Below are 22,703 nucleotides of genomic sequence, written 5' to 3' on the forward strand. Positions count from 1 at the left end.
TAGCGGGGCGGGGGTTGGCGGCCCGGCGCCGTGTCACAGCGGGGGCAGTGCGGGCAGCTCGCCGCCCTTCACCTCCAGGGAGGCCCCGTCGCGGCGCCCGGCCAGCCAGCCCAGCAGGTCGGCCGGAGTGCCGGTGACGGTCATCTCGGGCCCGGCCGCCTCCTGCCCGGTGCTCCAGGTCCGCGTGCCGTCGCTCAGCAGTGCCGGGGGCACGTCGGGGTGGCCCAGGAAGCGCCGGGCCAGGAACTCGGTCTCGCGCTCGGTGAACTCGGCCGGGAGGTCCTCCAGCTCGTAGCCGACGCCGAGGTCCACGTGGTGCAGCTCCATCTCGGCCCAGCGCCGGAACGGCAGCCGGGCCGCGACGTCGGTGACGCCGTTGCGCAGTTCCACGACACGATTCCAGTCGCCCGGCGCCGAGCCCGCCGCGTCGAACCGGGCCGCGCTGTCGCGCATGTCGGTGAGGTGTGTCTCCAGGGGGCGCTGGGCTCCCCGCTCGATGTCGGCGTCGCGGTTCTCCGGGCTCTTGTACATCGGGCGGCCCTCGAGGACGTTCACGAGGGCGTCGGCGTTGCGGGCGACGTGAGCGAGGACATGTCCGCGTGTCCAGCCCGGAAGCCGTGACGGCTCGGCCAGTGCCGCGTTGTCCAGTACGGCGGCCGCGCTGAGCAGCCGCTCCGTCGCCTCCTGTACACGGGCCAGGTCATGAGCGTGATCGGTCATGAGGCCCGACCCTAGCGGGACCACTCCTTCGGGTGAAGCGGGCGAACATCCTCCGTAATTCGAAAGCGCGTGCTATATCGTCGAAGGCGACGTCGGGCATGCTGGATGGCGGGGGATTGTTGTGCATCCGGAAATCCGACCGGCGTTGTCAGTGGCTCCCCCTAGGCTCGAAGAAGCACGGGGCCCCGGCCCCTGTCACTTCTCTGAAGAAAGGTGCGGACCGGCGTGGCCGACCGTCTCATCGTCCGTGGCGCGCGCGAGCACAACCTGAAGAATGTCTCGCTCGACCTGCCGCGTGACGCGCTCATCGTCTTCACGGGCCTGTCCGGGTCGGGCAAGTCCTCCCTGGCCTTCGACACCATCTTCGCCGAGGGCCAGCGCCGCTACGTGGAGTCGCTCTCCTCGTACGCCCGCCAGTTCCTCGGGCAGATGGACAAGCCCGACGTCGACTTCATCGAGGGTCTGTCGCCCGCGGTCTCCATCGACCAGAAGTCGACCTCGCGCAACCCGCGCTCCACGGTCGGCACCATCACCGAGGTCTACGACTACCTGCGCCTGCTCTTCGCGCGCATCGGCAAGCCGCACTGCCCCGAGTGCGGCCGGCCCATCTCGCGCCAGTCTCCGCAGGCCATCGTGGACAAGGTGCTGGAGCTGCCCGAGGGCAGCCGCTTCCAGGTCCTCTCCCCGCTCGTGCGTGAGCGCAAGGGCGAGTTCGTCGACCTCTTCGCCGACCTCCAGACCAAGGGCTACTCCCGCGCCCGGGTCGACGGGCAGACCATCCAGCTGTCCGAGCCGCCGACCCTGAAGAAGCAGGAGAAGCACACCATCGAGGTGGTGGTCGACCGACTCACGGTGAAGGACTCGGCCAAGCGCCGCCTCACCGACTCCGTGGAGACGGCCCTCGGCCTCTCCGGCGGCATGGTCGTGCTCGACTTCGTCGACCTTCCCGAGGACGACCCCGAGCGCGAGCGGATGTTCTCGGAGCACCTGTACTGCACCTACGACGACCTGTCCTTCGAGGAGCTGGAGCCGCGCTCCTTCTCCTTCAACTCGCCCTTCGGTGCCTGCCCCGAATGCACCGGCATCGGCACGCGCATGGAGGTCGACGCGGAGCTGATCGTCCCGGACGAGGACAAGTCACTCGACGAGGGCGCCATCCACCCCTGGTCGCACGGCCACACCAAGGACTACTTCGGCCGGCTGATCAACGCCCTCGCGGACGCGCTGGGCTTCCGCACGGACATCCCCTTCGCCGGGCTGCCCCAGCGGGCGAAGAAGGCCCTGCTGTACGGCCACAAGACCCAGATCGAGGTCCGCTACCGCAACCGGTACGGCCGGGAGCGGGTGTACACCACCCCGTTCGAGGGCGCCGTGCCCTTCGTCAAGCGGCGGCACGGCGAGGCCGAGAGCGACGCCAGCCGGGAGCGCTTCGAGGGCTACATGCGCGAGGTGCCCTGCCCGTCCTGCGAGGGCACCCGTCTGAAGCCGATCGTCCTCGCGGTCTCCGTCATGGGGAAGTCGATCGCCGAGGTCTCCGCGATGTCCATCAGCGACTGCGCGGACTTCCTGGGCGAGCTGAAGCTGAACGCCCGCGACAAGAAGATCGCCGAGCGCGTGCTGAAGGAGGTCAACGAGCGGCTGCGCTTCCTGGTCGACGTCGGCCTGGACTACCTCTCGCTCAACCGCGCGGCCGGCACCCTGTCCGGCGGCGAGGCCCAGCGCATCCGCCTGGCCACCCAGATCGGCTCCGGCCTGGTCGGCGTGCTCTACGTCCTGGACGAGCCGTCCATCGGTCTGCACCAGCGGGACAACCACCGGCTGATCGAGACCCTGGTCCGGCTCCGGGACATGGGCAATACACTCATCGTGGTCGAGCACGACGAGGACACCATCAAGGTGGCCGACTGGATCGTGGACATCGGTCCGGGTGCCGGCGAGCACGGCGGCAAGGTCGTCCACAGCGGTCACCTCAAGGAACTGCTCGCCAACACCGAGTCGCAGACCGGCCAGTACCTCTCCGGGCGCAAGTCGATCCCGCTGCCGGACGTGCGCCGGCCGCTCGACCCGTCCCGGCAGCTCGTGGTGCGCGGCGCGCGGGAGAACAACCTCCAGGACATCGACGTGTCCTTCCCGCTGGGCGTGTTCACGGCCGTCACCGGTGTGTCCGGCTCGGGCAAGTCGACCCTGGTCAACGACATCCTGTACACCCACCTGGCCCGCGAGCTGAACGGCGCGCGCAACGTCCCCGGCCGCCACACGCGCGTGGACGGCGACGACCAGGTGGACAAGGTCGTGCACGTCGACCAGTCGCCCATCGGCCGCACCCCGCGCTCCAACCCGGCGACGTACACCGGTGTCTTCGACCACGTCCGCAGGCTGTTCGCCGAGACCACCGAGGCGAAGGTGCGGGGCTACCAGCCCGGCCGCTTCTCCTTCAACGTCAAGGGCGGCCGCTGCGAGAACTGCTCGGGCGACGGCACGATCAAGATCGAGATGAACTTCCTCCCGGACGTGTACGTTCCGTGCGAGGTCTGCCACGGCGCCCGGTACAACCGGGAGACCCTGGAGGTCCACTACAAGGGCAAGTCCATCGCCGACGTGCTGAACATGCCGATCGAGGAGGCGACCGACTTCTTCGAAGCGGTGCCCGCCATCTCCCGGCACCTGCGCACCCTCAAGGACGTCGGCCTCGGCTACGTCCGGCTCGGCCAGTCCGCGACCACCCTGTCCGGCGGCGAGGCGCAGCGCGTCAAGCTCGCGAGCGAGCTGCAGAAGCGCTCCACCGGCCGCACGGTCTACGTGCTGGACGAGCCGACCACCGGTCTGCACTTCGAGGACATCAGCAAGCTGCTGAAGGTTCTCACCGGTCTGGTGGACAAGGGCAACACGGTCGTCGTCATCGAGCACAACCTCGATGTGATCAAGACCGCGGACTGGGTCATCGACATGGGCCCGGAGGGCGGCGCGGGCGGCGGTCTCGTGGTCGCCGAGGGCACGCCCGAGGAGGTCGCGGCGGTTCCGGCCAGCCACACCGGCAAGTTCCTGCGCGAGATCCTCGGCGCCGACCGGGTCAGCGACGCGGGGCCGGTGAGGGCCCCACGGGCGCGCAAGACCGCGAAGAAGGCGGCGGCGAAGGCGGCGCCGGCCAAGGCCGACAGCACCGCGACCGCGAAGGCACCGGCCAGGAAGACGGCCGCCAAGAAGGCGACGCGGGCCCGCAAAGCCTGACGGCGGACCCTGGTACGAGCGGCGCTTCGCGGGAGAACTCCCGCGAGGCGCCGCTCGCCGTTTCAGCCGGTCACAACGGGGCGAGCTCAGCCGCGTGGGGCGGTTCCGCGCCCGGTCGGGAGCAGGTGATCGCCGCCGCCCGCGCGGCGAAGCCGAGCAGCCGCCGCCAGGTGTCCGGGCCCAGTCCGGCGAGCGCCCGCGCGGACAGCGCGTCCAGTGTGGACAGGCCGTGCAGCAGGGCCGCGTTCACGGTGTCCCCGGCGCCGATGGTGTCCACCACGTCGACCTTCTCGCCGGGCACCCGGTGCTCGGAGCCGTCGGCGGTGTGGACGGTGAGGCCGTCACCGCCCCGCGTGACGACCACCGCGGAGGGCCCCGCGGCCAGCCACTCGCGCGGGGTGCCCCCCAGCCACCGGGCGTCCTCCTCGGACAGCTTCAGCAGCGTCACCGAGGGCAGCCAGCCCCAGAAGCGCTCGCGGTAGGCGTCCGCGTCCGGGATCAGGCCCGCCCGGATGTTGGGGTCGAGCGCCGTGAACAGGCCCTGCCCGGCGGCCGACCGCATCAGTTCCCCGTAGGCGCTCGCCCCCGGCTCCAGGACGAGCGAGCAGGTGCCGAAGGACACCGCGCGGGTGCCCTCGGGCAGGGCGGCCGGGGTGGTGAAGAGGCGGTCGGCGGTGCCCTCGACGTAGAACGAGTAGGCCGCAGAGCCGCCGGAGTCGACGGTGGCCACCGCGAGCGTGGTCGGCTCAGGACCGCGCTGCACCGCGGACACGTCCACTCCGGCCCGCCGCAGCCCGTCGAGCAGGGCCTCGCCGAAGGCGTCGTACGAGGCGCGGGAGGCGAAGGCGGTCGGCGAGCCCAGCCGGCCGAGAGCCACGGCGGTGTTGAACGGGCCGCCGCCGAGCGCTGGTTGGAGGGTCGCCAGGGCGCTTCGGCCCTGCGGTACCAGGTCGATCAGTGCCTCACCGGCGACGACGATCACGGGGTGGTTCCCTTCTCTGGCTGCGAGGTCGATTCCCTGCTGCGCAGGCTCTTGTTCGGCCGGGGCTCCGGGCAGCCGCAGGAGGCGCGGTGGACGAAGGCGCAGGGCAGCCGTACGGTCCTGGCCTCCCGGTCCGGCGCCGCGAGGCGGTCCAGCAGCACCCGGACTGCCCGGGCGCCCATCTCCCGGCCGGGCTGGGCGATCGCGGTGAGCCGGGGTGTGAACAGGTCGGCCCAGGCGAAGTCGTCGAAGCAGGCGAGGGCGATGTCACCGGGAACGTCCAGGCCCCGCTCCCGCAGTGCGCGCAGCGCGCCGATCGTCATCGCGTTGTTGGCGGTGACCAGCGCCGTGGGCGCGTCGGGCAGGGCGAGCAGCGCGGCCGTGGCCCGCTCGGCGCCCGTGGACTTGGAGCTGCCGGACACCACGAGTGCGTCGTCGGCGTCGAGCCCCGCGGCCGCGAGCCCCTGCCGGTACCCCGCGATCCGTTCGCTGGTGGTGCTGAACCCCGGCAGCCCGGCGACCAGGCCGATCCGCCGGTGACCCAGCGAGGCGAGGTGGGTGACCAACTCGGCCATGGGTCCGGAGTTCTCGGCGCACACCTGGTCGAACGGGCCCTGCCCGTCCGCGGGGCCGGCCGGCTCCAGCACCCGGTCCAGCAGCACCGTCGGTACGGCTCGGCGCCGGAGGTAGGTCACGAGGCCGCCCGGCTCGGCGGAGGGCGCGACGACAAGGCCGTCCACCCGGCGCCCGTGAAGCAGTTGGACCACCTTCAGCTCGTGCGCGGGGTCGTCGTGCGGGTCGGCGATGAGCAGGCTGTACCCCGCCTCCAGCGCGGCCGCCTCCACGCCTTGGAGGATCTCGGTGAAGTAGGGGTTGCTGATCGCCGACACCGCGAGCCCGATCGAACGGGTCCGGGAGGTCACCAGGGAGCGGGCGAGGGAGTTGGGCGTGTAGCCGAGGGCGTCGACGGCGTCCAGCACCGCCTGCCGGGTGTGGGGGAGCACCGGGCGCGTGCCGTTGAGGACGTGGGAGACGGTCGCCACGGAGACACCGGCGCTCCGGGCCACGTCGGCCATGGTGGACAGCGCGATCTCCCTCCCACGGGAATTCCGGAGACTGGTCCCGGCCGCCTGCCGGAACGCGGCGTGCGGGTGCGGACCCCGGCGACCGCCGCCGGTCCCCCGGCGGGAAGGTATCCCATCACCCTCCTGCACGTAAACGCTTGCGCAAGCGTTTACGCACCTGCCCTGGCCCGCAGGCCGAAATCCCCTGCGCCCGCCCCCGCCCCCAAACCGTCCCGCATGCCCCGATAAGGTCGCCCTGCACACCCCCTGACCTGTGGAGAGACCGATGCCCGCCCGATCGTCCGCGAGCCGCCGTACCGTCCTCAGGGGAGCCGCCGTGGCGCCGGTCGCCGGGCTCGGGCTGGCCGCCTGTGCCGCCCCCCAGGATCACCAGGGAGCGTCGGCGGTCACGTCCTCGGTCGACCTCGGGCCCGAGGCCGAGGTGGCCGACGGCGCCGCGAAGCTCTACCGCGACCACGGCGTGGTGGTCGGCCGGGACGCCGAAGGCGGCCTGAAGGCGTACAGCCTGGTGTGCACGCACGCCGGGTGCGTGATCAACAAGCTGCGGGACACGACCCTGGTCTGCCCCTGCCACGGCAGCGAGTTCGACGCCGTCACCGGCAAGGTGGTCCAGGCGCCGGCGACCGAGCCGCTGAGCGAGCTGCCGGTGAAGGTGGCGGACGGCCGGATCGTCGTGGGCCCGGCCGCCTGAGGCAGCCGGGTCACCCCCGCTCAGGGCGTCCGATACGGATCACTCCCACTCCCAGGCGATCCCCACCGTTCCCGGCCGCACCCGAGGCTCCACCACATGGACGCTGCGGTGCGGCTCACTGACCGCCAGCTCCTGCCGTCCCGCGCGCGGTGCGGCGGGTGAGAACTGGGTGAAGCGGTGGCAGCGGGCCGGCAGCGCGGACCCGTCGAAGCGCACCTGCAGCGCGTACTGGCCGCCCGGTGAGCCGAAACGGTGGACGTACTCGTGCGAGGCCCCGGCGGTGCCGTCCGTGATGCCGTACCGGAAGAGGAAGGTGTCGCCGGAGCGCAGCCGGGTGCCGAAGAGCAGCTCGGCCACCAGGACTCCGGTCTCCCGGTCCAGCCGGACGCGGCCGGTACGGCAGTTCTCCAGCGCGTGCACGGCCATGTCGTCCGGACGGCAGCCGGGGTCGCCGTGGTGGACGGCGACGAAGCGGTCCACGCCGTCCCGGTCGGCGCGCACGATGTGCTCGGACTCGCGGCCCGCCAGTTCGCGCCGTCCTCCGATGCGGACGCGTTCGTGGTGGCCGAGGGTGTGCATGCCGCCGTCCGGCGTCCAGTCCAGCTCCGCCCGGAGCCGGTCCAGGGTGTCGGACGCCTCGACCAGGGAGCGGTAGGAGCGGGGCGCCGGACGGTCGTCGCCGGCTGCTCCGGGTGCCTCGGCGAGCAGTCTGATCAGGGATTCCTCGGGCAGCCGGAGGATCTCCTCCAGCGCGCGTACCGCGCGCAGCGACTCCGGGCGCTGAGGGCGGCGGGCGCCCTGTTGCCAGTAGCTGAGGCTCGTCACGCCGACCTTCACCCCGTGGCGCGTGAGGTGGTGCTGCACGCGCTGCAGCGGCAGCCCGCGGGCGGCGATCGCGGCGCGCAGCGCCACATGGAAGGGGCCGCCCCGCAGGGCCGTCTCCAGCTCGGCGGCGGAGGCGAGGTCCGGGTGCTCTGTGACATGCGGCATGCACAGAAGCCTTTCTGTGAGGTGTCACCACGGCTGGTCAGACCGCGGCGCGGGGTCGTGTGCCACCCCGTGGGCCCCGGGGCGCGCTCGCAGGCGGGCACGCCGTTCGCGTGCGCCGGGTGCGCGGCCCCGAGTTCCCCCGCATTGAAGCGTGTTGACCAGACCCCGACAACACCCTGGGTCACGTCATGGCCTGGATCGTGATGCCCCGGCGCCCCGCCGCCCCGGTTGTCCACAGGATGGCCCGACGCCTCCCCGGCCGTTGTCCACAGGCCCGGCACGGTGTCCGCGCTCGCCAGTAGGGTGTGATTCATGGCCGACCCCTCCAGCTACCGCCCCAGGCCGGGCGAGATCCCCGACTCTCCGGGGGTGTACAGGTTCCGTGACGAGCACCGCCGGGTGATCTACGTCGGAAAGGCGAAGAGCCTGCGCCAGCGCCTGGCGAACTACTTCCAGGACCTGGCGAACCTGCATCCCCGTACCCGCTCCATGGTCACCACCGCCGCGTCCGTGGAGTGGACCGTGGTGTCCACGGAGGTCGAGGCACTTCAGCTGGAGTACTCCTGGATCAAGGAGTACGACCCCCGGTTCAACGTCAAGTACCGCGACGACAAGAGCTACCCGTACCTCGCCGTCACGATGAACGAGGAGTTCCCGCGCGTCCAGGTGATGCGTGGTCACAAGAAGAAGGGCGTCAGGTACTTCGGCCCGTACGCCCACGCGTGGGCGATCCGGGACACCGTCGACCTGCTGCTCCGCGTCTTCCCGGTGCGCACCTGCTCGGCGGGCGTCTTCAAGAACGCCGAGCGCACCGGCCGGCCCTGCCTGCTCGGGTACATCGGCAAGTGTTCCGCGCCCTGCGTCGGCCGGATCCCGCCGGATGACCACTACGAACTGGCCGAGGAGTTCTGCGACTTCATGGCGGGCCGTACCGGCACCTACCTCCGCCGTCTGGAGAAGCAGATGGCCGCGGCGTCCGACGAGATGGAGTACGAGCGGGCCGCCCGCCTGCGTGACGACGTCGGCGCGCTCAGAAAGGCCATGGAGAAGAACGCGGTCGTGCTGGCCGACGCGACCGACGCCGACCTCATCGCCGTCGCCGAGGACGAGCTGGAGGCCGCCGTCCAGATCTTCCACGTGCGCGGCGGCCGGGTGCGCGGCCAGCGCGGCTGGGTCACCGACAAGGTGGAGGAGATCACCACCGGCGCCCTCGTCGAGCACGCCCTCCAGCAGCTCTACGGCGAGGAGACCGGGGACTCCGTGCCCAAGGAGGTGCTGGTCCCGGCGCTGCCCGACCCGGTGGAGCCGGTCCAGGAGTGGCTGACCGTCCGGCGCGGGGCCGGCGTGTCGCTGCGCGTCCCGCAGCGCGGCGACAAGAAGGCGCTGATGGAGACCGTCCAGCGCAACGCCCAGCAGGCCCTGGTGCTGCACAAGACCAAGCGCGCCTCCGACCTCACCACCCGCTCACGCGCGCTGGAGGAGATCGCCGACGCCCTCGACCTCGACAGCGCCCCGCTGCGGATCGAGTGCTACGACATCTCCCACCTGCAGGGCGACGACGTGGTGGCCTCCATGGTCGTCTTCGAGGACGGCCTCCAGCGCAAGAACGAGTACCGCCGCTTCCAGATCAAGGGCTTCGCCGGCCAGGACGACGTCCGCTCCATGCACGAGGTGATCACCCGCCGTTTCCGCCGCTACCTGGTGGAGAAGGAGAAGTCCGGCGAGTGGGCGGGCGCCGAGGACACCCCGGTGGACGGCTCGCCCGCCGGCGTCCCCCTGACGGGCGAGGACGACGGCGTCCTCGGCGGCCCCAAGGACGAAGACGGCCGCCCCCGGAAGTTCGCCTATCCGCCCCAGCTCGTCGTGGTCGACGGCGGGCGCCCGCAGGTCGCCGCGGCCCGCCGGGCGCTGGACGAGCTGGGCATCGACGACATCGCCGTGTGCGGCCTCGCCAAGCGTCTGGAGGAGGTCTGGGTGCCCGGTGAGGAGGACCCCGTCGTGCTGCCCCGCAGCAGCGAGGGTCTCTACCTCCTGCAGCGGGTGCGCGACGAGGCCCACCGCTTCGCCATCACCTACCAGCGCGCCAAACGGGCCAAGCGGCTGCGCAGCGGCCCGCTGGACGAGGTGCCCGGTCTCGGCGAGACCCGCAAGCAGGCCCTCATCAAGCACTTCGGCTCGGTCAAGCGGCTGCGCGCCGCCACCATCGAGCAGATCCAGGAAGTACCCGGCATAGGCCGGAAGACGGCCGAGACCATCGCGGTGGCACTCGCCCGTTCGGCTCCGGCCGCACCCGCCGTCAACACGGCGACCGGAGAGATCATTGACGGAGAGGAACCCGACACGACGGGCGGTTCCTCCGGAGAGTCCGTGAGCGCGGGCCTCCCGGACGACCGACGGGGGCAGGAGACATGACCGAGCACGAGGCACGGCCCACGGCCGAGCGGGACCGCGCACACGCGGCGACGGACGACGGCCCGCCAGGGGCAGCGGAACAGGACAACGGAGCACAGGTGAGTCAGGACGTCACGCCGGCAACGGCCAACGATGCGCCCATCCCCGAGCTGGTGATCATCTCCGGCATGTCCGGAGCCGGCCGCTCGACGGCCGCGAAGTGCCTGGAGGACCTCGGCTGGTTCGTCGTCGACAACCTGCCACCCGCCCTGATCCCCACCATGGTGGAGCTCGGCGCACGCTCGCAGGGCAACGTGGCGCGGATCGCGGTCGTGGTGGACGTGCGCGGCCGCCGCTTCTTCGACAACCTCCGGGAGTCCCTCGCCGATCTCGACGGCCGGGGCGTCACCCGGCGCATCGTCTTCCTGGAGTCCTCCGAGGACGCCCTGGTGCGCCGCTTCGAGTCGGTGCGCCGCCCGCACCCCCTCCAGGGCGACGGCCGCATCGTGGACGGCATCGCCGCCGAGCGGGAACTGCTGCGCGAGCTGCGCGGCGACGCCGACCTGGTCATCGACACCTCCAGCCTCAACGTGCACGAACTGCGCGCCAAGATGGACGCCCAGTTCGCGGGAGAGGAGGAGCCCGAGCTGCGGGCCACCGTCATGTCCTTCGGCTTCAAGTACGGCCTCCCTGTCGACGCCGACCTGGTCGCCGACATGCGGTTCCTGCCCAACCCGCACTGGGTCCCGGAGCTGCGCCCCTTCACCGGGGTCAACGAGGAGGTCGCCTCCTACGTCTTCAACCAGCCCGGCGCCAAGGAGTTCCTCGACCGGTACGCCGAGCTGCTCCGGCTGATCGCGGCCGGCTACCGCCGCGAGGGCAAGCGGTACGTGACCATCGCCATCGGCTGCACCGGCGGCAAGCACCGCTCGGTCGCCATGTCGGAGAAGCTCGCGGCGCGCCTCGCGGCGGAGGGCGTGGAGACGGTGGTCGTGCACCGGGACATGGGACGCGAATGACCGACCGTGCACGGCGGCTGCGCGGCCTGCGCCGCGTGGTCCCCGAGGGACGCCTCGGCCGCGCGGAGGCCCGCGCCGCCCGTCCCGTCGAGGTGCGGGGCGCGCGGCCCCGCAGACGCGGCGCCCAGCCCAAGGTGGTCGCGCTCGGCGGCGGCATGGGCCTGTCCGCCTCGCTCGCCGCGCTGCGCCGGATCACCGGGGACCTCACCGCCGTGGTCACCGTGGCCGACGACGGCGGCTCCAGCGGACGCCTGCGTGACGAGCTCGGCGTGCTGCCGCCCGGCGACCTCCGCAAGGCGCTGGCCGCGCTGTGCGGGGACGACGACTGGGGGCAGACCTGGGCCCGGGTCATCCAGCACCGCTTCCAGTCCCAGGGCGACCTGCACGATCACGCCGTCGGCAATCTGCTCATCGTCGCGCTCTGGGAGCAGCTCGGCGACCATGTGATGGCGCTCGACCTGGTCGGCAGGCTGCTCGGCGCGCACGGCAGGGTGCTGCCCATGTCGGCGGTGCCGCTGGAACTGCAGGCCCTGGTCAAGGGACACGATCCGGACCGGCCGGACGACGTGGACACCGTACGGGGACAGGCGACGGTCGCGCTGACACCGGGCGAGGTGCAGTCGGTGCACCTGGTGCCCTCCGACCCGCCCGCCGTCCCGGAGGCGGTCGAAGCGGTGCTGGACGCGGACTGGGTGGTGCTCGGGCCGGGCTCCTGGTTCTCGTCCGTCATCCCGCACCTCCTCGTGCCTGAACTGCTCGACGCGCTCACCCAGACCAAGGCGCGCCGGGTCCTTTCGCTGAACCTCGCCCCGCAACCCGGCGAAACAGAGGGCTTCTCACCGCAGCGTCATTTGGAGGTTTTGGGGCGACACGCCCCTAAACTCGCCCTGGACGTGGTGCTGGCCGACGAGGCGGCCGTGCCCGACCGCGATTCGCTCACCGAGGCCGCCAAGCGGCTGGGAGCGGCGGTCGAGCTGGCGCCGGTGGCCCGGACCGACGGAACTCCCCGGCACGATCCGGAGCTGCTGGCCGCCGCGTACGACCGTATTTTTCGGATGCATGGAAGGATCGGCCCATGGCGATGACGGCAGCGGTGAAGGATGAGATCTCCCGGCTTCCCGTCACCCGGACCTGCTGCAGAAAGGCGGAGGTCTCCGCCATTCTGCGGTTCGCCGGCGGCCTCCACCTGGTGAGCGGGCGCATTGTGATCGAGGCTGAACTGGACACCGCGATGGCGGCCCGGCGCCTCAAGCGGGACATCCTGGAGATCTTCGGCCACAGCTCCGAGCTGATCGTGATGGCGCCCGGCGGGCTGCGGCGCGGCTCGCGCTACGTGGTCCGGGTCGTGGCGGGCGGTGACCAGCTGGCCCGGCAGACGGGGCTCGTGGACGGCAGGGGGCGCCCGATCAGGGGCCTGCCCCCGCAGGTCGTCTCCGGCGCCACCTGTGACGCCGAGGCCGCCTGGCGCGGCGCCTTCCTGGCGCACGGTTCGCTCACCGAACCCGGCCGGTCCTCCTCGCTGGAGGTCACCTGCCCCGGCCCCGAGGCCGCGCTCGCGCTGGTCGGCGCCGCCCGCAGGCTGTCCATCGCGGCGAAGGCGCGCGAGGTGCGGGGAGTGGACCGGGTCGTGGTCCGCGACGGCGACGCCATCGGCGCCCTGCTCACCCGGCTCGGCGCGCACGAGTCGGTGCTGGCCTGGGAGGAGCGCCGGATGCGGCGCGAGGTCCGCGCGACCGCCAACCGGCTCGCCAACTTCGACGACGCCAACCTGCGCCGCTCGGCGCGGGCCGCCGTCGCCGCCGGGGCACGGGTGCAGCGGGCGCTGGAGATCCTGGGGGAGGAGGTGCCCGAGCACCTCGCCGCCGCCGGCCGGCTGCGCATGGAGCACAAGCAGGCGTCGCTGGAGGAGCTGGGCGCGCTCGCCGACCCGCCGCTGACCAAGGACGCGGTGGCCGGCCGCATCCGGCGGCTGCTGGCGATGGCCGACAAGCGCGCCTCCGACCTCGGTATCCCGAGCACCGAGGCCAATCTCTCCGAGGAGCTGGCGGACAACCTCGCGGGCTGAGCGACGCCCCGCGGAAAAGCCGCGCAGACGCCGGCGCCGCCGCCCGTTCGGGTGGTCGGCACCGGCGTTTCGCGTGTCTTTGGGGCGCTCTTGACTCGATCATGCAGTGACATGAGCCTGGCAACCTGTTCGCCACAGTGGCGGACCACCGCGAGGGGGGTTCATGAGACACCGAGTGAGACCCGCGGCCCGGCCCACGGCCCGGCCCGCAGTCAGGGCGGTCCTCGCCGCCGGGGCGCTGCTCGCCGGAGCGGCCTGCCTCACGCCCGTCGCCCAGGCGAGGGAGGGCGCACCCGCCGGCGGCGGCAGCGCGGTCAAGGTCTTCCGGGCCGAGGTGACCCGCGCCCAGGTGCCACTGCTGCTCAGGGCCGGGCAGGACGCCCATGAGCTGGGAGAGAAAGTGGGGTCTCGCGGCCGGACCGCCGTCGAGGTCTACCTCACCGACCGGCAGGCCGGCGGCCTGAGGGACCAGGGCGTCCGCCTCACCGAGCGCTCCCTGCCGAGCGGCGCCGGCAAGCGCCTGGCGGCCGCCGCCCAGGGCGTGTTCCGCCCCTACAGCGGGAGCGGCGGGCTCAAGGAGGAGATCCTGCGGACCGCGCGGGAGAACCCCGGCCTCGCCAAGGTCGAGTCCATCGGCCGCACCGTGCGCGGCCAGGACATCCTCGCGCTCAAGGTCACCAGGAACGCCCGGACCGCGAAGGACGGCTCGCGGCCCGCCGTGCTGTACATGTCCAACCAGCACGCGCGGGAGTGGATCACGCCGGAGATGACCCGGCGCCTGATGCACCACTATCTGGACAACTACCGATCGGACGGACGGATCAGAAAGCTCGTGGACACCACCGAGCTGTGGTTCGTGCTGTCCGCCAACCCCGACGGCTACGACTACACCTTCAAGGACTCCGGCACCCGGCTGTGGCGGAAGAACCTGCGCGACACCAACGGCGACGGGGTCATCGGCACCGGTGACGGCGTCGACCTCAACCGCAACTTCGGCTACAAGTGGGGCTACGACGACGAGGGTTCCTCGCCCAGCCCCGCCAGCGAGACCTACCGGGGCCCGGGCGCGAACTCCGAGCCGGAGACCAGGGCGCTGGACGCCCTGGAGAAGCGCGTCCGGTTCGCGTACGGCATCAACTACCACTCCGCCGCCGAACTGCTCCTCTACGGCGTGGGCTGGCAGGTCGCCACCGACACGCCCGACGACGTCCTCTACCGGGCACTGGCCGGCACCCCCGGCAACCCGGCGATCCCCGGCTACCGGTCCCAGGTCTCCTCGGAGCTGTACACCACCAACGGAGAGGCGGACGGGCAGGCCGCGAACGTCAACGGCATGGCGATGTTCACCCCCGAGATGTCCACCTGTGCGACCGCCTCCGAGTCCGATCCGGACGACGCCTGGAACCCCGACGACTGCCGCTCGGTCTTCACCTTCCCGGACGACGAGACGCTGATCCAGCGGGAGTTCGAGAAGAACGTGCCGTTCGCGCTCTCCGTCGCGGAGACCGCCGCCCACCCCGACCGGCCCGTCTCCACGGTCGGCCTGAGCGCTCCCGACTTCACCCCGGCCACCTTCGGCACCTCCTACGCGAGGGGCGGGGGCCAGCAGGTCTCCGTCGTCGCCCGCAAGGCCGTCCGGAACAAGCGGCTGGTGTACCGGGTCAACGGCGGCCGTACCCATGAGCGCACCCTGCGCCCGTGGAAGGGCGGCGAGACCTACGGCGGCGACGACAACCTCCACTTCGACCAGTACCGCGCGGAAGTACCCGGCGGCCGGGCCGGCGACCGGGTCGAGGTCTGGTTCACGGGAGCGGGCCGCGCGAAGGCGAGCCGCCACTTCACCTACACCGTCGCCGACCGGGGCACCGCCGACACCCTCGTCGTGGCGGAGGAGGGCGCGAGCGCGACCCGAACCCGCGCCTACACCGACGCCCTGAAGGCGGCGGGACGCAGGCCCCTGGTGTGGGACACCGCCCGGCAGGGCGCCCCCGACGCCCTCGGCGTGCTCGCCCACTTCCGTACCGTGGTCCACTACTCCGGCCCCGACGGCCCGGGCAACGCCACCCAGCTCCAGCTGCGCACCCACCTCAACGAGGGCGGCAAGCTGATCGAGGCCGGCGAGCAGGCCGGCGGCGAGGTGGACCTCGGCGGCGGCAACCTCTCCGACGACTTCAGCCAGTACTACCTGGGCGCCTACAGCCGGACCTCGACCAAGGGCGCCACCGGCGTCACCGGCACCGGAGCGCTGAACGGCGTCTCCGCCGCGCTCGGCGACGCACCGGGCGACCCGCTCGACGCGGCGGGTGCCTACGGGGTCACCTCGGACGAGCTGCCGGCCGCCGCGTACCCGCAGTTCCGCAGCGCGGGCGCGGGCCGGTTCACGGGTGCCGTCAGCCCGTACGGGCCGTACGCGGGCTCGTTCATGGCCGCCGCCGTGCACACCGACGACGCCTACAAGCGCCTCACCCGCACCATCGACCTCACCGGTGTCGGCGCCGCCCAGAAGCCCGCCTTCGGCACCCGGCTGCTGTGGGACACCGAGCGCGGATACGACCACGCGGTGGTGGAGGTCCACACCGTCGGTGCCGACGACTGGACGACGCTGCCGGAGGCGGGCGGTGCCACCACCGACGCCGTGCCCGCCGAGTGCGGGGCCGGGTTCCTGGTCGCGGAGCACCCCTGGCTCCGGCACTACCTCACGCTCACGGGCAACGCCTGCACCGCGACCGGGACCACCGGCCAGTGGCACAGCCTCACCGGCCGGTCCTCGGGCTGGCAGCGGGTGGACTTCGACCTGAGCGCCTACGCGGGCAGGCAGATCGAGCTGTCCGTCTCCTACATCACCGACCCCGGCACCGGCGGCCACGGAGTGCTCGCCGACGACGCCTCGCTCGTCGTCGGCGGCAACGCGAAGGAGACGGAAGGGTTCGAGTCCTCCCTCGGCCCCTGGCGTACCCCCGGCCCCCCGGCCGGGAGCCCGGCGGTGCTGAAGGACTGGGCCCGCACCGGCGCCCTCTTCCAGACCTACGGCGCGGTCACCACCGACGACACCGTGCTGCTCGGATTCGGCCTCGACCAGGTCCCGTCGGCGGCCGAACGGAACGCTCTCGTCCGCAAGGCGCTGACCGTACTCGACAGGTGAGCGAACCCCCCTCTCAACGGTGCGCGGAAGGGCCCGGTATCAGGTGAGCCAACCCGCTCACGAACGAGTGAAAAACGCGTCCGCGGTGACCGTCATTCCCTGACAAAGAGGAGTGAATCCACCGCCGTGTTGAGGCGTTCCGTACCCTACTGACGGGTACGGAACGCCTGCCCTTTTATGCGCCATCTCGATGTCACCCCAGGGGCCGTGGAGGGGTAGGGTCGTGGGTGGTCGGGGACATCCCAAATACAGCTCGCCGGCACCGCATGGCCGGCGTACCAACGAGGAGATCGGTTCGTGACGATCCGCGTAGGCATCAACGGCTTCGGCCGCATCGGGCGTAACTACTTCCGCGCTCTGCTGGAGCAGGGTGCGGACATCGAGGTTGTGGCTGTCAACGACCTGGGTGACACCGCGACCACGGCGCACCTGCTCAAGTACGACACCATCCTGGGCCGCCTCAAGGCCGAGGTGACGCACACCGAAGACACGATCACGGTCGACGGTCACACCATCAAGGTGCTCTCCGAGCGCAACCCCGCCGACATCCCGTGGGGCGAGCTGGGCGTCGACGTCGTCATCGAGTCGACCGGCATCTTCACCAAGCGCGACGACGCCGCCAAGCACCTGGCCGGCGGCGCCAAGAAGGTCCTCATCTCGGCTCCGGCCAAGGGCGAGGACATCACCATCGTCATGGGCGTCAATCAGGACAAGTACGACCCGGCGAAGGACCACGTCATCTCCAACGCCTCGTGCACCACCAACTGTGTGGCGCCGATGGCGAAGGTGCTGGACGAGAACTTCGGCATCGTCAGCGGCCTGATGACCACGGTGCACGCGTACACCAACGACCAGCGCATCCTGGACTTCCCGCACAAGGACCTGCGCCGCGCCCGCGCCGCCGCCGAGAACATCATCCCGACCACCACGGGTGCCGCCAAGGCCACCGCGCTGGTCCTGCCGCAGCTCAAGGGCAAGCTCGACGGCATCGCGATGCGCGTCCCGGTCCCGACCGGCTCGGCCACCGACCTGGTCGTGGAGCTCCAGCGCGAGGTCACCAAGGACGAGGTCAACGCCGCGTTCAAGAAGGCCTCGGAGGACGGTTCGCTCAAGGGCTTCCTGTCCTACACCGAGGACGAGATCGTGTCCTCCGACATCGTCGGCGACCCGTCCTCCTGCACCTTCGACTCGTCCCTGACCATGGTCCAGGACGGCAACACGGTGAAGATCCTCGGCTGGTACGACAACGAGTGGGGCTACTCCAACCGCCTGGTGGACCTGACGGTCTTCGTCGGCGAGCAGCTCTGATCCGCCGGATCGGATCCAGCAGGACCTTGAAGTGAGAGCAGGGCCCGGGCAGCGCACGGCCGCGCTGTCCGGGCCCTGTCTCACGCACGGACCACGCCCTCTTACGATCAGGGGCATCACGAGCCCTCTCCAGGAGTCCACTCAATGAAGACGATCGACGAACTTCTCGCCGACGGCGTGAGCGGCAAGCGGGTCTTCGTCCGCGCCGATCTCAACGTGCCGCTGGCCGAGGGGACCATCACCGACGACGGCCGCATCCGTGCCGTCGTGCCCACCATCAAGGCTCTCGCCGACGCGGGAGCCGAAGTGGTCGTCGCCTCCCACCTGGGCCGCCCCAAGGGTGCTCCGGACCCGGCGTTCTCCCTGCGGCCCGTCGCCGAGCGCCTCGCCGAACTCCTCGGCACACCGGTCGCCTTCGCCGAGGACACCGTCGGCCCCGCCGCCCACGCGGCCGTCGACGGCCTGGAGCCCGGCCAGGTCGCGGTCGTCGAGAACCTGCGCTTCAACACCGGCGAGACCTCCAAGGACGACGCCGAGCGCGGCGAGTTCGCCGACCGGCTGGCCGCCCTGGCGGACGTGTACGTGGGCGACGGCTTCGGTGCCGTGCACCGCAAGCACGCCTCCGTCTACGACCTCCCGGCCCGGCTGCCGCACTACGCCGGCTACCTGATCGCGCGCGAGGTCGGCGTCCTGAAGAAGCTCACCGACGACGTCAAGCGCCCCTACGTCGTCGTCCTCGGCGGCGCCAAGGTCTCCGACAAGCTCGCCGTCATCGACGAGCTGCTCGGCAAGGCCGACCGCCTGCTCATCGGCGGCGGCATGGCCTACACCTTCCTCAAGGCCCAGGGCCACGAGGTCGGCATCTCCCTCCTCCAGGAGGACCAGATCCCGGCCGTCAAGGAGTACATGGAGCGGGCCGGGAAGAACGGCGTCGAGCTCGTCCTGCCCGTCGACGTCCTGGTCTCCCCGGAGTTCCCGGACCTGAAGACCAAGGCCCCCTCGCAGCACACGGTGGTCGACGCGGACAAGATCCCCGCCGATCAGGAGGGCCTGGACATCGGCCCGAAGACCCGCGAGCTGTACGCCTCTAAGCTCGGCGACGCCGAGACCGTCTTCTGGAACGGTCCGATGGGCGTCTTCGAGCACCCCGACTACGCCGAGGGCACCAAGGCGGTCGCCCAGGCGCTCGTCGACTCCGACGGCTTCACCGTCGTCGGCGGCGGCGACTCCGCCGCCGCGGTGCGTACGCTCGGTTTCGACGAGAACGCATTCGGCCACATCTCGACCGGCGGCGGCGCTTCCCTCGAGTACCTCGAGGGCAAGACGCTCCCCGGCCTCGCCGCACTGGAGGACTGACCCCGCATGACCACTCGCACGCCGATCATGGCGGGCAACTGGAAGATGAACCTCAACCACCTCGAGGCCATCGCGCACGTCCAGAAGCTCGCCTTCGCCCTGGCCGACAAGGACTACGAGGCCGTCGAGGTCGCCGTCCTGCCGCCCTTCACCGACCTGCGCTCCGTGCAGACCCTGGTCGACGGCGACAAGCTCAAGATCAAGTACGGTGCCCAGGACATCTCCCGGCATGAGTCCGGCGCCTACACCGGCGAGATCTCCGGCTCGATGCTCGCCAAGCTGAAGTGCTCCTACGCGCTCGCCGGTCACTCCGAGCGCCGCCAGTACCACCACGAGACCGACGACGTGGTCAACGCCAAGGTGAAGGCGGCCTTCCAGAACGGCCTGACCCCGATCCTGTGCGTCGGCGAGGAGCTGGACGTCCGTGAGGCCGGGAACCACGTCGACCACACCCTCGCCCAGGTCGAGGGCGGCCTGAAGGACGTCCCGGCCGAGCAGGCCGAGACCGTCGTGATCGCCTACGAGCCGGTGTGGGCCATCGGCACCGGCAAGGTCTGCGGCTCCGACGACGCGCAGGAGGTCTGCGGCGCGATCCGGGGCAAGCTCGCCGAGCTGTACTCCCAGGACGTCGCCGACATGATCCGCATCCAGTACGGCGGCTCCGTGAAGTCCGGCAACGTCGCCGAGATCATGGCCAAGCCGGACATCGACGGCGCCCTGGTGGGCGGCGCGTCGCTGGACCCCGACGAGTTCGTCAAGATCGTGCGGTTCCGCGATCAGTGATCCCGTCCGCGAGTAGGCGGTAGCGGCGATACGTCGTACTCTTGCGGGGGCATGGCCGTCGTGCCGTGCCCCCGTCGTCCAGCTCAATCCGTCCGTCCGAATCCGAGGAAGTTGGTCCAGCCGTGGTTTTGGGGTTCTCGATCGCCCTGATCGTCTTCAGCCTGCTGCTGATGCTGCTGGTGCTGATGCACAAGGGGAAGGGCGGCGGCCTCTCCGACATGTTCGGTGGTGGCATGCAGTCCTCCGTGGGCGGCTCCTCGGTCGCCGAGCGCAACCTCGACCGGATCACGGTCGTGATCGCCGTGCTCTGGTTCGCCTCGATCATCGTGCTCGGCCTGCTCATGAAGTCGAGCGGCTGACCGGACCGCCGAGGCGGGGCCCGCGCGTACAGCCGCAATGCCCCGCACGTCCCACAAGTGCATAGATTCCACACGTAAGGCCCCATGTCCGGTACGCGCTCACGAGCGCGGCCTATCATGGGGCTTGCGTCTGGGCGGAGGCGGTACCTCCCATCACTGGACGCGCGTTGGGCCTTACGTAGACTGAGGCGCTCGCGGCGAAGCGATAGGCCGACCTGCTTCGCGGCACCATCACGCAGGGAGTTACGACCGTGGCAAGTGGCAACGCGATCCGGGGAAGCCGGGTCGGTGCGGGGCCGATGGGCGAGGCCGAGCGCGGCGAGTCCGCACCGCGTCTGCGCATCTCCTTCTGGTGCTCCAACGGGCACGAGACCCAGCCGAGCTTCGCCAGCGACGCGCAGGTCCCCGACACCTGGGACTGCCCGCGCTGCGGCTTCCCGGCCGGTCAGGACCGGGACAATCCGCCGGACCCGCCGCGCACCGAGCCCTACAAGACGCACCTCGCCTATGTGCGCGAGCGGCGCAGCGACGCGGACGGCGAGGCGATCCTCGCCGAGGCGCTCGCGAAACTGCGGGGCGAGATCTAGGAGTTGACGCCGGCCGGGACCTGAGAGGGTGTCCGGCCGGAGCTGTCCTGTCCCACGGCCGGACCCCGTTGTCAGTGGTGCCCCCTACCGTGAGTGAGGTGACTGCGACTCGGGGGACGGCCATGATGGCGACTCAGGTGGTGCCGGGGGCAACACCCGCCTGGCGCGGGGGATTCGGCCGGCTGTGGAGCGCCGCCGTGCTCTCCCGCTTCGGCGACGCGTTGCGCACCGCAGCGCTGCCGTTGCTCGCCGTGCGACTGACCGACGAGCCGCTCGCCGTCGCCGCGGTGACCGCCTGCGGCTACGTGCCTTGGCTGCTGTTCGGTCTGCTGGGCGGCGCGGTGGCCGACCGGGTGGACCAACGCCGCGCCATGTGGGCCGTGGACGTGGCGCGCGGGCTGCTCGTCGCCGCGTTCGCCCTCGCGGTGGCCCTCGGGCACGCCTCGATCCCGCTGCTGATCGCGCTCACCTTCTCCCTCACCGCACTCCAGACCCTGTTCGACAACGCGGCCACCGCTCTGCTGCCCTCCGTGGTCCGGCCGGATTCCCTGGGCAGTGCCAACGCACGCCTGCTGACCGGTCAGCAGCTCGCCGGCGGCCTGCTCGGCGGTCCTCTGGTGCCGCTGCTGCTGACGGCCGGGGCGTTCCTGCCCTATGCGGCCGACGCCGCCACCTACCTCCTGGCCGCCGCCCTCGTGGCGTCCCTGCGCGTGAGGGCACCGTCACGCGGGCCGCGTCCGCCCGGCGCCACCCTGCGCTCGGACGTGGGGGAGGGGCTGCGGCACCTCTGGCGGGACCGCGCGCTCCGCGCGGTCTGCGGGGCGACCCTGCTGTGCAACATCGGCATGGGCGCCCTGATCGCCACCCTCGTCCTGCACGTCACCGGCTGGCTGCACGCGGGGAACGCGGAATACGCGGCCGCCATGACCGCCTACTCCGCCGGCAGCGTCGCCGGCGGCTTCCTGGCCCAGCGCCTGGCGGGCCGCCTCGGCCGGATACGGGCCCTGCTGCTGGGCGGCACCGTGCAGACCGGGGCGCTGCTCCTGCTGGGTTCGGTGCGGGAGCCGGCCGCGCTGTTCGCCGGGATGCTGATGCTCGGCGCGATGGGCACGGTGTGGAACGTCAACCAGGTGACGCTCATGCAGCAGCGGGTGCCGGCCGCGATGACCGGCCGCATCTCGGCCGCCTTCCGCACCGCCTCCACCGCCGGTGCCCCCCTCGGCGCCCTGCTCGGCGGGACCGCCGCCGGCACCCTCGGCCTCAACGCCCCCGCCCTCCTCGCGGCCACCCTCTTCGCGGCGGCGGTACTCGAGCTGATACCGGCGCGCTCGGCGGACGTATCGAAGGACGGGAAGCGGAGCGGTGTCACCACCGGCCCGGCCCCCGGGTGATCAATTAGGTTGGTCCCGCAGTGGGCACACGGGGCAGGACAGGCGACAGGCGCAGAAAGGAAGGCGGAGGCCGGAGATGAACGCAGAAGGCCGTACGGCACTGAACCGGACGCCCGAGTGGGCCGCTCTGAAGGAGCACCGCGAGGGATTCGGCGGGACGAGCCTGCGGGAGCTGTTCGACGCCGACCCGGAGCGCGGGCGGACGCACACCGTCCGGGTCGGGGACCTCTACATCGACTACAGCAAGCAGCTCGTGGACGCCGAGGCGCTGCGGCTGCTGCGCGAACTGGCCGTCGCCACGGATGTGTTCGGGCAGCGGGACGCGATGTTCCGTGGTGAGCGGATCAACACGACCGAGGACCGGGCGGTGCTGCACACCGCGTTGCGTGCTCCCCGGGGCGCGGTGGTCGAGGTCGGCGGGGAGAACGTCGTCCCGGCCGTGCACGCGGTGCTGGACAGGATGGCCCGTTTCGCCGGCCGGGTCCGTTCGGGTGAGTGGACGGGTCATACCGGTAAGCGGATCAGGAACGTCGTCAACATCGGTATCGGTGGTTCCGATCTCGGTCCGGCGATGGCGTTCGAGGCGCTGCGTCCCTTCACCGACCG

17 protein-coding genes and 1 pseudogene are annotated in these 22,703 nt (G+C 71.5%); 14 read left to right on the forward strand and 4 right to left on the reverse strand.

Features of this window, described 5'->3' with window-relative positions:
* Positions 1 to 33: 33 nt before the first annotated feature.
* Positions 34 to 720, reverse strand: a complete 687-nt coding sequence (locus ACWCV3_RS07175) for a maleylpyruvate isomerase family mycothiol-dependent enzyme (RefSeq protein WP_451219622.1) — start codon at positions 718 to 720, stop codon at positions 34 to 36.
* Positions 721 to 945: 225 nt separating this feature from the next.
* Between ACWCV3_RS07175 and uvrA the strand changes: the two genes are divergently transcribed.
* Positions 946 to 3,948, forward strand: coding sequence for an excinuclease ABC subunit UvrA (gene uvrA / locus ACWCV3_RS07180; protein WP_451219625.1), 3,003 nt, complete (start codon positions 946 to 948; stop codon positions 3,946 to 3,948).
* A 70-nt stretch (positions 3,949 to 4,018) separates the two neighbouring features.
* On the opposite strand, the gene ACWCV3_RS07185 is transcribed toward uvrA, so the two are convergent.
* The gene (locus ACWCV3_RS07185; RefSeq protein ID WP_451219628.1) at positions 4,019 to 4,930 is read right to left on the reverse strand and encodes a carbohydrate kinase family protein; all 912 of its coding nucleotides are present in this window, start codon (positions 4,928 to 4,930) and stop codon (positions 4,019 to 4,021) included.
* Positions 4,927 to 6,015 (reverse strand): LacI family DNA-binding transcriptional regulator, encoded by a 1,089-nt coding sequence (locus ACWCV3_RS07190; protein WP_451219686.1) that lies wholly within the window; start codon positions 6,013 to 6,015, stop codon positions 4,927 to 4,929. Before ACWCV3_RS07190 ends, ACWCV3_RS07185 begins: the two co-directional genes overlap by 4 nt.
* 265 nt (positions 6,016 to 6,280) lie before the next feature.
* Here ACWCV3_RS07190 and ACWCV3_RS07195 point away from each other — a divergent pair, with 265 nt between their 5' ends.
* Positions 6,281 to 6,706: a Rieske (2Fe-2S) protein gene (locus ACWCV3_RS07195; RefSeq protein WP_451219631.1), complete on the forward strand. Its 426-nt coding sequence runs from the start codon at positions 6,281 to 6,283 to the stop codon at positions 6,704 to 6,706.
* Between the two features lie 39 nt (positions 6,707 to 6,745).
* On the opposite strand, the gene ACWCV3_RS07200 is transcribed toward ACWCV3_RS07195, so the two are convergent.
* Complete coding sequence (locus tag ACWCV3_RS07200; protein WP_451219634.1) at positions 6,746 to 7,696, reverse strand: hypothetical protein; 951 nt, start codon at positions 7,694 to 7,696, stop codon at positions 6,746 to 6,748.
* A gap of 312 nt (positions 7,697 to 8,008) precedes the next feature.
* On the opposite strand from ACWCV3_RS07200, the gene uvrC reads away from it, so the two are divergent.
* The 12 genes and pseudogenes from uvrC to ACWCV3_RS07260 form a co-directional block, all read left to right on the forward strand.
* Positions 8,009 to 10,108: an excinuclease ABC subunit UvrC gene (gene uvrC / locus ACWCV3_RS07205; RefSeq protein WP_451219636.1), complete on the forward strand. Its 2,100-nt coding sequence runs from the start codon at positions 8,009 to 8,011 to the stop codon at positions 10,106 to 10,108.
* Complete coding sequence (gene rapZ / locus ACWCV3_RS07210; RefSeq protein WP_451219639.1) at positions 10,105 to 11,106, forward strand: RNase adapter RapZ; 1,002 nt, start codon at positions 10,105 to 10,107, stop codon at positions 11,104 to 11,106. Before uvrC ends, rapZ begins: the two co-directional genes overlap by 4 nt.
* Positions 11,103 to 12,191, forward strand: a complete 1,089-nt coding sequence (locus tag ACWCV3_RS07215; RefSeq protein ID WP_451219642.1) for a gluconeogenesis factor YvcK family protein — start codon at positions 11,103 to 11,105, stop codon at positions 12,189 to 12,191. Before rapZ ends, ACWCV3_RS07215 begins: the two co-directional genes overlap by 4 nt.
* Complete coding sequence (gene whiA, locus ACWCV3_RS07220) at positions 12,182 to 13,171, forward strand: DNA-binding protein WhiA (RefSeq protein ID WP_030809753.1); 990 nt, start codon at positions 12,182 to 12,184, stop codon at positions 13,169 to 13,171. The genes ACWCV3_RS07215 and whiA overlap by 10 nt, the downstream gene beginning before the upstream one ends.
* A 163-nt stretch (positions 13,172 to 13,334) precedes the next feature.
* Complete coding sequence (locus ACWCV3_RS07225; RefSeq protein WP_451219646.1) at positions 13,335 to 16,313, forward strand: M14 family zinc carboxypeptidase; 2,979 nt, start codon at positions 13,335 to 13,337, stop codon at positions 16,311 to 16,313.
* Between the two features lie 297 nt (positions 16,314 to 16,610).
* Positions 16,611 to 17,621, forward strand: coding sequence for a type I glyceraldehyde-3-phosphate dehydrogenase (gap, locus tag ACWCV3_RS07230; protein WP_451219649.1), 1,011 nt, complete (start codon positions 16,611 to 16,613; stop codon positions 17,619 to 17,621).
* 144 nt (positions 17,622 to 17,765) lie between these two features.
* Positions 17,766 to 18,977, forward strand: a complete 1,212-nt coding sequence (locus ACWCV3_RS07235; RefSeq protein WP_451219652.1) for a phosphoglycerate kinase — start codon at positions 17,766 to 17,768, stop codon at positions 18,975 to 18,977.
* 6 nt (positions 18,978 to 18,983) lie between these two features.
* Positions 18,984 to 19,760 (forward strand): triose-phosphate isomerase, encoded by a 777-nt coding sequence (gene tpiA, locus ACWCV3_RS07240; RefSeq protein ID WP_451219655.1) that lies wholly within the window; start codon positions 18,984 to 18,986, stop codon positions 19,758 to 19,760.
* A 122-nt stretch (positions 19,761 to 19,882) separates the two neighbouring features.
* Positions 19,883 to 20,119, forward strand: coding sequence for a preprotein translocase subunit SecG (gene secG / locus ACWCV3_RS07245; RefSeq protein WP_030809737.1), 237 nt, complete (start codon positions 19,883 to 19,885; stop codon positions 20,117 to 20,119).
* Between the two features lie 251 nt (positions 20,120 to 20,370).
* Positions 20,371 to 20,706, forward strand: a complete 336-nt coding sequence (locus ACWCV3_RS07250) for an RNA polymerase-binding protein RbpA (protein ID WP_003957010.1) — start codon at positions 20,371 to 20,373, stop codon at positions 20,704 to 20,706.
* Positions 20,707 to 20,903: 197 nt separating this feature from the next.
* Positions 20,904 to 22,097, forward strand: coding sequence for an MFS transporter (locus tag ACWCV3_RS07255; protein ID WP_451219689.1), 1,194 nt, complete (start codon positions 20,904 to 20,906; stop codon positions 22,095 to 22,097).
* A 76-nt stretch (positions 22,098 to 22,173) separates the two neighbouring features.
* A pseudogene (locus tag ACWCV3_RS07260) lies at positions 22,174 to 22,703 on the forward strand (glucose-6-phosphate isomerase); the annotation flags it as partial.

Source organism: Streptomyces sp. NPDC001781 (genome assembly GCF_053596035.1).